This is a genomic window from Geobacter argillaceus (genome assembly GCF_007830735.1).
Taxonomy (GTDB): Bacteria; Desulfobacterota; Desulfuromonadia; order Geobacterales; family DSM-12255; genus Geomobilibacter; species Geomobilibacter argillaceus.
On record NZ_VLLN01000004.1, the window covers coordinates 51,213 to 63,902 of the forward strand.

At 58.7% G+C, this 12,690-nt stretch carries 14 protein-coding genes and 1 pseudogene; 12 read left to right on the forward strand and 3 right to left on the reverse strand.

Annotated elements, in window-relative coordinates; translation table 11 throughout:
• Positions 1-290: 290 nt before the first annotated feature.
• A complete protein-coding gene (locus JN12_RS04305) occupies positions 291-1,370 on the forward strand; it encodes a pyridoxal-phosphate-dependent aminotransferase family protein (protein WP_145018726.1) in 1,080 nt (359 codons plus the stop codon).
• A gap of 25 nt (positions 1,371-1,395) precedes the next feature.
• The gene (locus JN12_RS20420; protein ID WP_170241843.1) at positions 1,396-1,572 is read left to right on the forward strand and encodes a hypothetical protein; all 177 of its coding nucleotides are present in this window, start codon (positions 1,396-1,398) and stop codon (positions 1,570-1,572) included.
• Between the two features lie 68 nt (positions 1,573-1,640).
• Here JN12_RS20420 and JN12_RS04310 read toward each other — a convergent pair whose 3' ends face one another.
• Positions 1,641-1,829: a ferredoxin gene (locus JN12_RS04310; protein WP_145018729.1), complete on the reverse strand. Its 189-nt coding sequence runs from the start codon at positions 1,827-1,829 to the stop codon at positions 1,641-1,643.
• Positions 1,830-2,056: 227 nt separating this feature from the next.
• Between JN12_RS04310 and JN12_RS04315 the strand changes: the two genes are divergently transcribed.
• From JN12_RS04315 to JN12_RS04350, 8 genes and pseudogenes are all read left to right on the forward strand, one after another.
• Entirely contained in the window at positions 2,057-3,934 is a 1,878-nt protein-coding gene (locus tag JN12_RS04315; protein ID WP_281287715.1) for a phosphoenolpyruvate carboxykinase (GTP), read from the forward strand.
• Positions 3,935-4,185: 251 nt separating this feature from the next.
• Complete coding sequence (locus tag JN12_RS04320) at positions 4,186-5,307, forward strand: hydrogenase small subunit (protein ID WP_145018735.1); 1,122 nt, start codon at positions 4,186-4,188, stop codon at positions 5,305-5,307.
• A gap of 3 nt (positions 5,308-5,310) precedes the next feature.
• The gene (locus JN12_RS04325; RefSeq protein ID WP_145018738.1) at positions 5,311-7,011 is read left to right on the forward strand and encodes a nickel-dependent hydrogenase large subunit; all 1,701 of its coding nucleotides are present in this window, start codon (positions 5,311-5,313) and stop codon (positions 7,009-7,011) included.
• A gap of 9 nt (positions 7,012-7,020) precedes the next feature.
• Positions 7,021-7,680, forward strand: a complete 660-nt coding sequence (cybH, locus tag JN12_RS04330) for a Ni/Fe-hydrogenase, b-type cytochrome subunit (RefSeq protein WP_145018741.1) — start codon at positions 7,021-7,023, stop codon at positions 7,678-7,680.
• Entirely contained in the window at positions 7,677-8,159 is a 483-nt protein-coding gene (locus JN12_RS04335; protein WP_281287713.1) for a HyaD/HybD family hydrogenase maturation endopeptidase, read from the forward strand. Before cybH ends, JN12_RS04335 begins: the two co-directional genes overlap by 4 nt.
• 203 nt (positions 8,160-8,362) lie before the next feature.
• Positions 8,363-9,172: a nucleoside phosphorylase gene (locus tag JN12_RS04340; protein WP_211360500.1), complete on the forward strand. Its 810-nt coding sequence runs from the start codon at positions 8,363-8,365 to the stop codon at positions 9,170-9,172.
• Between the two features lie 75 nt (positions 9,173-9,247).
• Positions 9,248-9,504 (forward strand): annotated as a pseudogene (locus tag JN12_RS21075) (class I SAM-dependent methyltransferase); the annotation flags it as partial.
• 41 nt (positions 9,505-9,545) lie between these two features.
• The gene (locus tag JN12_RS04350; protein WP_145018747.1) at positions 9,546-10,187 is read left to right on the forward strand and encodes a class I SAM-dependent methyltransferase; all 642 of its coding nucleotides are present in this window, start codon (positions 9,546-9,548) and stop codon (positions 10,185-10,187) included.
• Between the two features lie 543 nt (positions 10,188-10,730).
• Here JN12_RS04350 and JN12_RS04360 read toward each other — a convergent pair.
• Both JN12_RS04360 and JN12_RS04365 read right to left on the reverse strand, forming a co-directional pair.
• Positions 10,731-10,913: a hypothetical protein gene (locus tag JN12_RS04360; RefSeq protein ID WP_145018750.1), complete on the reverse strand. Its 183-nt coding sequence runs from the start codon at positions 10,911-10,913 to the stop codon at positions 10,731-10,733.
• 56 nt (positions 10,914-10,969) lie between these two features.
• A complete protein-coding gene (locus tag JN12_RS04365; protein ID WP_145018753.1) occupies positions 10,970-11,359 on the reverse strand; it encodes a DoxX family protein in 390 nt (129 codons plus the stop codon).
• A 218-nt stretch (positions 11,360-11,577) separates the two neighbouring features.
• On the opposite strand from JN12_RS04365, the gene JN12_RS04370 reads away from it, so the two are divergent.
• A complete protein-coding gene (locus tag JN12_RS04370) occupies positions 11,578-12,033 on the forward strand; it encodes an iron-sulfur cluster-binding oxidoreductase (RefSeq protein ID WP_145018756.1) in 456 nt (151 codons plus the stop codon).
• A gap of 5 nt (positions 12,034-12,038) precedes the next feature.
• Positions 12,039-12,605: a hemerythrin domain-containing protein gene (locus JN12_RS04375; protein WP_145018759.1), complete on the forward strand. Its 567-nt coding sequence runs from the start codon at positions 12,039-12,041 to the stop codon at positions 12,603-12,605.
• Positions 12,606-12,690 lie beyond the last annotated feature (85 nt).

Below are 12,690 nucleotides of genomic sequence, written 5' to 3' on the forward strand. Positions count from 1 at the left end.
CAGCGAAACATGTATTTCCTCCGTTTGACTTGGGGTAAAAATAGAATAAACGATTAATTATATGGATACATACATTGATTTAGGTTAATGGTCCGACATATTAAAAGAGCCCTTATAAAAAAGCAATCAAAAACGAGTATGCAGTATGCAGTTTGCCAAGATTTGGCCGGCAGGGCTTTATCCCCTTATTTGTGCGGGCGGAGGGGGGGCGCGTCTTGACAAGGAACCGGGCTTCTGTTAGGGTCCGGTGGATACTGCTCCATAGATAATTCACGAGGTTTTCTCACAAAATGACAACCCCTCACAAGAAACTGTTCATTCCCGGACCGGTCGAGGTTCACCCGGATATTCTTCAGGCCATGGCTACCCCGATGGTGGGGCATCGCATGAAGGAATACGCCGTGCTGCACGGGCGTGTGAAGCAGAACCTGAAAAAGCTCCTTTTTACCGATGGCCGGGTTTTTCTTGCCACTTCCAGTGCCTTTGGCGTCATGGAAGGGGCGGTCCGCAACCTGGTGGCAAAGCGCTGCGCCAATTTCTGCAACGGTGCTTTTTCCGACAAATGGCATGACGTGACCCGTCGCTGCGGCATCGAGGCAGATGCCTACAAAGCGGAGTGGGGACAGCCGATTACCCCTGAACTGGTCGATCAAGCGCTGGCGACCGGTCGGTACGACGCCATTACCCTTATCCACAACGAAACCTCCACCGGTGTCATGTCTCCACTGGCAGAGATCGCCGAGGTGCTCAGGAAGTACCCTGAGGTCGTGTCGATCATCGATACGGTATCCTCCATGAGTGCCATGAAGATCCCCCTGGATGAACTGGGGATCGACTGCTGTATCTTCGGGGTGCAGAAGGCGTTTGCCTTGCCGCCGGGGCTGGCGGTTTTCACCGCTTCGGAAAAGGCCCTTGCCAGGGCAACAGGAGTGGAGGGGCGCGGCTACTACTTTGACTTCCTGGAGTTCGCGGCCAGTGACGAGAAGGACAATACACCGTCCACCCCCTGCATCTCCCTGATCTATGCCATGGACCGGCAACTGGAGCGGATCTTTGCCGAGGGGGTCGAGCATCGCTGGGCGCGGCACCAGGAGATGGCGACCTATGTCCGGGAGTGGGCACAGGCCCGGGGATTTGCCCTCTTTCCGCCTCCCCATGCCCGTTCCGTAACGCTTACCTGTGCGACCAATGAGCGCAATGTCGATCTGGGCTCGCTGAAAAGCAGGCTGGCGGAACGGGGGTATGCATTCGATGACGGGTACGGTAAAATTAAAGGCAAGACATTTCGGATTGCCCATATGGGCGACATGACGGTGGATGATCTCAGGGAATTCACCGGACAGATCGACGAACTGCTGGCGCATGTATAACCGGTAACGGCAAGAGGAGGTCCGTATGAAGTGCCCAAATTGTGGTGAAAGAACTTCGGTGGAGATCGACATGCACTCGGGAGGCTTTTCTCCCGACGAGTTACCGGTGAAGGAGTGTGGTGTTTGCGGGTTGGTCTGGCGGGTCAAGTACGTTGGTGATCAAACGGAAGTGGATATCATCAAGCCGGCGACAAAGAAATGACAAAAAGGGCCAGTACGGTAACGTGCTGGCCCTTTTTGTATTCGTGCGCGCCCGGCAGGGCGCATGGTCTACTGCCAGGAAATCGCCTGCACCGGACAGCCGTCTATGGCGCTTTGGATGTCAGATTCCGGTGCTCCGCCGGGATCGTAACATTCTGACTTGCCATCAGCGTTGAAGCGGAATACACCGGGGCAGGTGGAGACGCAGAGTCCGCAGCTGATGCATGCCTCCTGGTCGACGACAGGTATTTTTGCCATGCGATAAAACCCTCCGGAAGATTGACCTTGTGAGCTTCATGGTAGCATTATCCGTGGGCATGTCAAATCATGTTCTGTCCTGTGGTTGTTTCGTCTTGCGAAATTAAATTTAACTACAAAAATTTACTTGCTTTAAAGGTGTTTTCTGGTTAATTCTTCGGAATCTTCGTACGGGGAATGCTGCTGGATGGAATTTCCGGCCTTCGAGAACCAAGGTGGAAAAATCAATAAAACATGAGGAGGAAGTTGGCATGGGCTACGAGGTTAAGAACGCGCAACTGCGCAAGTGGGTGGATGAAGTAACGGCGTTGTGTACGCCTGACAATATTCACTGGTGCGACGGTTCGCAGGAAGAGTACGACAGCCTGTGCAGCCAACTGGTGCAAAGTGGCACCTTCCGCAAACTGAACAACGACAAGCGCCCCAACAGTTATCTCGCCTGGTCCGACCCGATCGACGTCGCCCGGGTCGAGGACCGCACCTTCATCTGCAGCCTCTCCAAGCAGGATGCCGGCCCGACCAACAACTGGATGCATCCCAAGGAGATGAAGGAGAAGCTGGGCGGTCTTTTCAAGGGGTGCATGAAGGGGCGCACCATGTACGTCATCCCCTTCAGCATGGGACCCCTGGGTTCGCCGATCGCCAAGATCGGGGTCGAGATCTCAGACTCCCCTTACGTTGCGGTCAATATGAAGATCATGACCCGTATGGGGAAACAGGTCGTCGACGTGCTCGGCGACGGCGAATTCGTGCCGTGCCTCCATTCGGTCGGCGCACCGTTGGCGCCGGGGCAGAAGGACGTCGCCTGGCCGTGCAACAAGGAGAAGTACATCGTCCACTTCCCCGAGGAGCGCGCCATCTGGTCGTTCGGTTCGGGCTACGGCGGCAACGCCCTGCTCGGCAAGAAGTGTCTGGCGTTGCGCATCGCCTCCAAGCAGGGGAAGGACGAAGGGTGGCTGGCCGAGCATATGCTGATCCTCGGCGTCCAGTCGCCCACCGGCGAGAAGACCTACGTTGGTGCCGCCTTTCCGAGTGCCTGCGGCAAGACCAACTTCGCCATGTTGATTCCGCCCAAGCCGCTGCAGGACAAGGGGTGGAAGGTGACCACCCTGGGCGACGACATTGCCTGGATCAAGCCCGGCCCGGACGGCCAGGTCTACGCCATTAACCCCGAGTTCGGCTATTTCGGCGTTGCCCCCGGCACGAACACCAAGACCAACCCCAACGCCATGGCCTCCTGCGCTGCGAACACCATCTTCACCAACGTGGCCTTGACCGAGGACGGCGACGTCTGGTGGGAGGGGATGACCGACGAGCCGCCGGCAAAACTGACCGACTGGCAGGGGAACGCCTGGACTCCGGATTGCGGCCGCGTTGCTGCCCACCCCAACTCCCGCTTCACCGCGCCGGCCTCCCAGTGCCCCTCCATCGACCCTGACTGGGAAAACCCCAAAGGGGTACCGATGAGCGCCTTTATCTTCGGCGGCCGCCGCAAGGATACCGTGCCGCTGGTCTACCAGGCGTTCAACTGGAACTTCGGCGTCTACCTCGCCTCCACCCTGGGGTCGGAGACCACTGCCGCTGCAGTCGGCGCCACCGGCAACGTACGCCGCGACCCCTTCGCCATGCTTCCGTTCTGCGGCTACCACATGGCCGACTACTTCGGCCACTGGCTGCAGTTCGGCCGCACCATCCCCAAGCCGCCGCGGATATTCAGCGTCAATTGGTTCCGCAAGGATGCCAATGGCAAGTTCATCTGGCCGGGCTACGGCGACAACATGCGCGTCCTCAAGTGGATTGTCGAGCGCGTCCAGGGGAAGGCCGCAGCGGTGGAGTCACCGCTGGGCTGGATGCCGCGCTACGAGGACATGGACTGGGACGGCCTCGACATGTCGCGTGAGAAGTTCAACGACCTGATGTCGGTCGACCGGGACGTCTGGCAGAACGAACTGGTCGCCCACGAAGAGCTGTTCGTCAAGCTCTTCGACCGTCTTCCCAAGGAGTTCCTGCATATGCGCGAGCTGATTACCTCCAGCCTCTGGCGCTCCCCGGAGCATTGGGAGCAGGCCGTCGGAGCGACTGCCAACGAGGGGTGGAACGATTAAGCTGTCCGCGGCCACCTGAACGCCGCACCTGTTGAACATGAAAGAGCTGGGTGGCAGTGCCGGTTTGTAACCGGCCTGTTCCCCGGCTCTTTTTTTGTTTTGAAAGCGGATATGCCGGTGCCTTAATTCGGCTTGACAATGGCTCGGGGCGTAGTAAAACATTGTTGTTGTAGAGTTGTTTTTTGGAAAAGGAAGAGTGTCGTGAGACTGGTTCGTCGAACAATCCTTAACGGTTGAAAGGGGTTGATGTTATGAGCGGATACGGTAACGGTCACGATCAGAAAAGTCCGGAACAGCAGTTCAGTTTTTCCCGGTTGTTGGCCGAAAAGGGGGTGTCCCGGCGGGACTTCATGAAGTTCTGTTCGGCCACGGCTGCGGCCCTGGCGCTCCCCCCCGCATTTGGGCCGCAGATTGCCCGGGCACTGGACGAGGTAAAGCGCCCCACCCTGGTCTGGCTGGAGTTCCAGAGCTGCACCGGTGACACCGAGGCGTTGCTCCGCGCCGCCAACCCGACCGTTGCCGAGATCGTGCTGGATATCCTCTCCATCGACTATGCCGAGACCATCATGGCCGCTGCGGGACACCTGGCCGAGGCCAATCTCGACAAAGTGCTGAAGGAGGAAAAAGGAAAGTATATTGCCGTGGTGGAAGGCTCCATCCCGCTGAAGGACGACGGCATCTACTGCTGCATCGGCGGCAGGACCGCCGTTGACCGGGCCCGGGAGGTCTGCGGCGGTGCCTTTGCCACGATCGCGGTGGGGACCTGCGCCTCCTATGGTGGCATCCCTGCCGCAGCCCCCAACCCGACCGGCGCCGTCGGCGTCAGTACGGCGGTTCCCAGCGCCACGGTCATCAACCTCCCCGGCTGTCCGTTGAATGCCGACAATCTTACTGCCACCATTGTTCACTTTCTCCTCTTCAAGAAGCTGCCGGCCACCGACGGTATCGGCCGCCCCCTGTTCGCGTATGGCAAGCGGATACACGACAACTGCGAGCGTCGGCCCCACTTCGACGCCGGCCAGTATGTGGAGGCCTGGGGCGACCAGGGCCACCGGAAGGGGCATTGCCTCTACAAGATGGGGTGCAAGGGGCCGGAAACCTGGCATAACTGCCCGACCCAGCGGTACAACGACAAGACGAGTTGGCCCGTCGGCTCGGGCCACGGCTGTGCCGGCTGCTCCCAGCCGATGTTCTGGGACACCATGACCCCGTTCTACCGGCGTCTTCCCAACGTGCCCGGTTTTGGCATCGAGACCACGGCCGACACCATCGGCCTCGGCCTGGCGGCTGGCACGGCAGCGGCATTCGCGGCCCATGGTGTGGTCAGCGCCTGCCGGCGCGGTGATACTTCCGAAGGGGCAAAGGAGGAGTAATCTATGACCAGGATTGTCGTGGACCCGATTACCCGGATCGAAGGACACCTGCGTATCGAGGCGGAGGTAAACGGCGGCAGGATCACCAACGCCTGGAGCTCAAGCACCATGTTCCGGGGGATCGAAAAGATCCTGAAAGGGCGCGATCCGCGTGATGCCTGGTTCTTTACCCAGCGCTTCTGCGGTGTCTGTACCACGGTTCACTCCATCGCCTCCATCCGGGCGGTGGAGAACGCCCTGAACATAAAGGTGCCCCCCAACGCCGAATCGATTCGCAACATCATCATGGGAATCCAGAACGTGCAGGACCACGTGATTCATTTCTACCACCTGCACGCCCTGGACTGGGTGGACATCACCTCGGCCCTGCAGGCCGATCCGGCCAGGACCGCCCAACTTGCCGCCTCCATCTCCGACTGGCCCCTCAACTCCTTCACCTACTTCAAGGGGATACAGGAGCGGCTGAAGGCATTCGTGGCCAAGGGGCGCCTCGGTCCGTTCGCCAACGCCTACTGGGGGCATCCGGCCATGAAGCTGCCGCCGGAGGCCAACCTGATGGCCACGGCCCATTACCTTGAGGCGCTTGAGTGGCAGAAGGACGTCATCCGTATCCACGCCATTCTGGGGAGCAAGAACCCCCATCCCCAGACCTTTCTGGTGGGGGGGATGGCGATTCCGGTCGATCCCGATTCCCAGAACGCCCTCAATGCCGACAAGCTGGCCGAGATCGGCGGCTTGCTGAAAAAGGCCAAGGAGTTCGTGGAAAAGGTCTACATTCCCGACCTGCTGGCGGTCGCCTCCTTCTACAAGGATTGGGCCGGCATCGGGGCCGGCGTGGGGAACTACCTCTCCTGCGGCGAGTTCCCTGACCCGGTAAGCGGCAGGCTCTTCTTCCCGGCAGGGATCGTTCTCGGCAGGGACCTCTCCAAGGTCCTTCCGCTGGATCACCGGAAGGTCGCCGAGTACGTGGACCACTCCTGGTATGACTACTCGGGAGGGCAGGGGAAGGGCGCCCACCCGTGGGAGGGGGAGACCGAGGCGCGCTACAGCGGTCCCAAGCCGCCGTACCAGCAACTGGACACGGATCGAAAGTATTCCTGGGTCAAGGCCCCCCGCTATGAGGAACGGCCGATGGAGGTCGGCCCGCTTGCCAAGCTCCTGGTCGCCTACGCCTCGGGCCACACACCGACCCGGGATGCAGTGGGTTTCGTTCTGAAACAGCTGAACGTCGGTCCCGAGGCCCTTTTCTCCACCCTGGGACGGACCGCGGCCCGGGGGCTCGACTGCCTCATCACCGCCCAAGAGCTCCCGACCTGGCATGCCCAACTGGTGGACAACATGGGCAAGGGAGATCTGCGGGTCCATACTGGCGAGAAGTGGGACCCGGCCACCTGGCCCATGGAAGCGGCCGGCTACGGCTGGCACGAGGCGCCGCGGGGGGCACTCGGGCACTGGATCAAGATCAGGGACCAGAAGATCCTCAACTACCAGGCCGTGGTCCCCTCCACCTGGAACGCCTCGCCCCGTGACCACAAGGGGCAGCGGGGGCCCTACGAGGAGGCGCTCATCGGTACACCCATCGCTGATCCGAACCGGCCGGTGGAGATCCTGCGCACCATCCACTCCTTCGATCCCTGTCTGGCCTGCGCAGTGCATCTGCTGGATACCCGGGGGAACGAGATGGTGCGGGTTACCGTGAAATAGGAGTCGCCCATGGGACATCTGTATGAGAAGTATGTCTGGGAAGTCCCGGTGCGTGTCACCCACTGGGTCAACATGCTCGCCATCATCACCCTGACGGTGACCGGGCTGTTCATCGGCTCACCGAAGACCGTGGCCCTGACGCCGTCCGCATTCGCCATGGGGTGGATCAGGTTCATCCACTTCGTTTCCGGATATGCACTTACCATCAGTGTCCTGTCCCGGATCTACTGGGCGGTTGTCACGAAGAACAGCTATGCCGGCTGGCGGGAGTTCTTCCCGGTCCTGACCCGTGACGGGCGGCACAAGATGCTGGCTGCCTTCAAGTACTATACGTTCATCAGCAGGAAGGTGCCGGCAGCACCGGGACACAACGCCCTGGCCGGCACCGCCTATGCGGTGGTGTTCCTCCTCTACCTGGTCATGATCGGCACCGGGTTTGCGCTTTACTCGGAGCGGGCGCCGAACGGCATCCTGCACAAAGCTATGGGGTGGCTCTTCTGGCTCTTCTCCAACCAGGGGATGCGGCTCACCCATCACTGCGTCATGTGGCTATTGATCGCCTTTGCCATCCACCATGTCTACAGTGCCTGGCTGATGGATGTGAAGGAAAAGGGCGGGGTGATGTCGAGCATCTTCAGTGGCTACAAGACCGTGCGGAGCAGGGAGTGACAGACTCTATCCTCGTGCTCGGCATCGGTAACCTGCTGATGGCCGACGACGGTGTCGGCGTCAGGGTGGTGCAGGGGCTGGCGTCGCGTTACCGCTTTCCGGCCGGGGTGACGGTTCTGGATGGCGGGACCCTGGGGCTTGACCTCCTTCCCCGGCTGGAAGGGGTCGAGCGGCTGCTGGTAGTGGACGCGGTGGAAACCGGTGACAAGCCGGGCACCATGGTCCGTCTCACCGGCGATGACATCCCCCTGGCCCTGGAGACCAAGGTGTCGCCCCACCAGATGGGATTGAAGGACCTGCTGACCGTGGCATCCCTTCAGGGGCATGTGCCACGGGAGATGGTCCTCTGGGGGGTACAGCCGGCGAGCATCGAACTGGACATGGCATTGACGCCGCCGGTGGCGGAGACGCTGCCGTTGTTGGAGGAGGAGGTGCTGCGGGAGCTGGCTGTTTGGGGGGTGGCTCCGGATTTGCGCTGATTCCCGTTTTCAAGAGAAGGGAATCAAAAAGGCCCGGTGCGTATGCTGTCCGGGCCTTTTCGGTGCAAGAAACTGTCAATGTATAGACGCGGCACCTAATTTCCCCCTACAACCTGTCCCTGGAATACACCACGAGGATGAGCCGGTCATGCGCAAGACAAAGGAAGAGACTGACCTGGAAAAACGGTCTGGAGGCTGCTGCTGTGTGCAATGAAACAGGGGTGCCTCTCCTTGAGCACGACCATGTGGATGCGCCGGTGTTCCTTCCCGGCAACATGCTGGAAGCCGCCAGAGTACAGAAGAACCTGCCGCCGCTGACGGTACCGCACGGCTGTCTTCTTGATTTTGACGGCGAACTGGTTGAATTCTTGGTTGCCAGTGGGAACGCAAGGCTCGAAGCCGCCTGGCCATGCTTCCATACGCGGCTGTATCGCTGGTCGGTAGACGGAACAGAGTACGGGATTATCGGCGGCACGGTCGGTGCCCCATTCGCGGTCCTTGTCGCTGAAGAACTGTTCGCCTTGGGGTGCAAGGCCCTTGTAACCATTTCCTCTGCCGGACTCATTGCCGAACAGCTCCGGCCCCCCTTGTTTCTGCTGATTGAACAGGCATTGCGTGATGAAGGGACAAGTTATCACTATCTGTCGCCTGCCCGCTATGCAGAGGCATCCCCGGCATTGGTGGAGGCAGTGGCTAAGCAGTTGAGAGCAGCCCAACTCCAGTGTATCCGGGGTAATTCCTGGACAACCGATGCTCCTTTTCGCGAGACAGCGCAACTCATTGCCGCACGACGGGGTGAAGGCATCATTTCCGTGGAAATGGAAGCAGCCGCCTTACTGGCAATGGGCGCGGCCCTGAACAAACCGGTCATCTGTTTCGCCCACATCACCAATTCCATGGCCACCCGTGACGACGATTTCGAAAAGGGTGGCGATGATGGCCATGTAATCGCGTTGAGAGTCTGCGCCTTGGCACTATCCGCACTATTGGAGCACAATAGAGAAAACGCATGAAAGTTTGTGACAGCGGCATGCCGGCTGAAGGAATGTGGGCTGGTTTTTTCAATCCGGCCAAGGATTTGGAAACCTTTGGCCTCAACCCTGCATCATGAAGAGCCGGTCGCCTTGATGAAGGAGGCGCTGCGCGTTTTCAAGCCGAATGGCATGCTGGCGGTGTTCACTGGAACTATGACCCAACGCCGCGTGGATCAGCAATGGAAATCTGTCCACGACCGGAACAGTGCATTGAATGGGGGAATACAGCCGGATTCCGCTTTAAGGAGCAGAACCGCTTCGACCTGCCGCCGTACCATTACGGTCTGCTCTTAAGAAAGCCCTTTACCTGATAGGAAACTGATAGCTACCCGTGAGGTAGCTGGGAACCGTCATGGCCAAGATATCAGCTTTCGACCGACAGGCTGCCGAGTACGATGCTTGGTTTGAGAAAAACAATGCCCTCTATCAGGCGGAGATTGATGCATTACGGTCTGTTGTTCCCGCCTGCGGTCATGGGGTGGAAATCGGTGTCGGTACTGGTCGATTTGCAGTTCCACTTGGTATTTCTGTTGGCGTTGAGCCATCGGTGGAGATGGCAGAGTTGGCCCGTTTTAGAGGCATTGAGGTTATAGATGGTGTTGCAGAAGACTTGTCGTTAGCCGATAACAGCTTTGATTTTGCGGTCATGGTCACGGTCGTCTGTTTTCTTGATGACATTGCCAAAGCTTTTCAGGAAGCGTGGCGCATCCTCAAGCATGAAGGAATTCTTGTTATCGGTTTCATCGACAGAGAGAGCGAATTGGGACGCATCTACAGCCAGAAAAAGGAACAGAGTATTTTTTACCGTGATGCAACCTTTTATTCGGTCTGCGAACTGGAGACATTGCTGACAGAAAGCGGTTTTTCAGGCTTCTCGCATCGACAAACCCTACTGCCGGGAGAAACCACCCACCTGAATGTTGTTGAAGGGTACGGTAGCGGAGGGTTCGTGGTTATAAAAGCGCAGAAGGCAGAGAAAGGGAGACAAACATGAAGGGGAGCTGCCGGGGGGCAGGTTCAAGAAAAATGCGCGTGCCAGGCTTGCAAGATTGCACGGAAAGGGCCCGGCGCGTATGCTGTCCGGGCCTTTCCACTTGGCATGCCGGAGAGCCGGACTGACTCGACTCGGGGTCTCTCAAGCCGCTCGGCCAGTTTCTTCTTGAACTGTCCCGGATTCCACCATCGAGCTTGACGGCGTGATGGTAACAAACGATGGGGGACGGATGGTTGAATCGGTGTGGTCCGAATTGCCGGAGCGTTTTCCGGGACTTGAACCGGATGCATTCGTAGTGATGCCGAACCACTTGCATTTCATAATGATTCTGTAGGGGCGCCACTTGTGGGTACCTTGACTCCTGCAACCACCCGGAATTCAAGGTCCGGAACGATGGGCAGAGGATGAAGAGAACTCCCTGATTCCCTGCACCTGAGATTGCCAGAATATACGCCACGCGGCGCCACCGTCCTTAATCCGTGGGCCGCCGGAGAGAAATGAATAAAATATCCGTTGACGATGTACTGCGATGGAGTGCCCGGATCAGGAGGTCGCGCCTTTCAGCCGTTTCAGGATATCGCCCAGTACCGCCTCCTGCTCCTTCAGCTCCGCATGCCATTTCTTGTTGTCAGTGCCGACCCGCTCCGTCGCAAGGTCCGGGAGATATGATTCGAGCATCCTGACCAATGTCGTTACCTCTTTTTCGCTCAGTTCGATGGCTGACATGATGAGCCTCCTTCCCTCCACTCGCTATCCTCCCCGAAAGAGCATCTGCCAGGCTTCTATCGTCGCTTCCGGACAGCATCGACGCTCCAGATCCCGGCCCCGTGCGCGGCGATGAACAGAAAGACGAAGCAGTACAGCACTGCCAGTTCGCCATTGTTCTGGATCGGCAACAGCGCTTTCGTCCCGTGCCCGATCCAATAGGCGAAAGCCATCTGGCCGCTGGTAATGAATGCCGCCCAGTGGGCGAACAACCCGATCATAATCAGAACTCCTCCGATCAACTCGATCGGCCCGGCAACGTAGGTGATGAATGCAGGGATAGTGCCGGAGATGGCGCTCGGAATGCCGAACAGCTTCTGGGTGCCGTGCCAGAGGAAAAGAAATCCGACAACGATCCGCATCAGCGCGTAACACTGTTCATTGAAGCTTGACATGAATGGTTTCATGGAACACCTCCTGACTTTTCCTTTGTGCAACATTGCTTACAGCCTCAGTGTAGCATGCGTATCTATAAGATCATTCTAGTCCAGTATGAAAAAACCGCAACGCCGAAGCCATTCTCTATCTTTTGACCCACGTCATGAACTTTCTCCACGGCATGGGGTAGGTTGTAACCATCAGGACGCGGCAGACAACCAACCAAACATACAAAGGAGAACAGATCATGAGTCATCTGGGATGCGGCTGCCCCGGCAGCATGGCACGAACCATCGAGCGGGAAGAAATCACCACCAGCGCCGAAACCGGGCGGGTACCGTCGGCTCTTCGCCAATGGCCGGTCCAACTTCATCTGGTCCCACCCACGGCCCCCTATTTCCAGGATGCCGAGATCCTGGTCGCGGCCGACTGCGTCGCCTTCGCCATGGGGAGCTTCCATCAGGAACTGCTACCGGGAAAGGCGATTGCCATTGCCTGCCCCAAACTGGACGAGACCGACAGCTATGTGCAGAAGCTGGCCGCCATCTTTACCGCTAACAATATCCGGAGCATTACGGTGGCAATCATGGAGGTGCCGTGCTGCCGCGGGCTTGACGCGCTGGTCCGCCAGGCCCTGGCCGTTTCGGGTAAGCAGATTCCGCTGGAAACGGTGGTGATCGGCGTCAATGGCGAGCAGAGGTGATAGCCATGAAAGAGGACATTACGTCGGCACTGGTCAGCGAGCACCGACTTATCCTGCGGATGCTCGATGTGCTGGAACGGGTTGCTCGCGCCACTGCTGACGGTGAATATCGTGACGTTAGCTTTTATCTGGAAGCAGTGGATTTTATCAGGCAGTATGCCGACCGGTTCCACCATGCCAAGGAGGAGGCGGTCCTGTTCGAGGCGTTGGTGAAGAACGGCATGCCGCGCGCCAATAGTCCGATAGCGGCAATGCTCCTTGAGCATGACCAGGGACGGGCGCTGGTAAAGGCCATGGAGCGTGCCGCCCAGGGTGCCCTGGCGGGAGAGGTTGATCAGGCAAGAGTCATTGTCGACAACGCCTTGCAGTATGTGGCGCTCCTGCGGGAGCATATCGAAAAGGAGGACGGGATACTGTACCCCCTGGCCGAACGGGTCATCCCGGCATCGCTGCGCAGCGAGATCATCCGCGGCTATCAGGTTGCCGGGACACATCTGCCCGGCGATTTCAGCAAACGGTACGAAGCATTGGTCGCCGCAAGTGAGGCTATTACCAACCGGTTCGCTGCCTGACCGATGTTGAAAAAAGTGCTATAATCTTCTACAGTCATTGGAAAACTATGTACGACCACTTCAGCACTGCCTGTTGGAGTGGTCG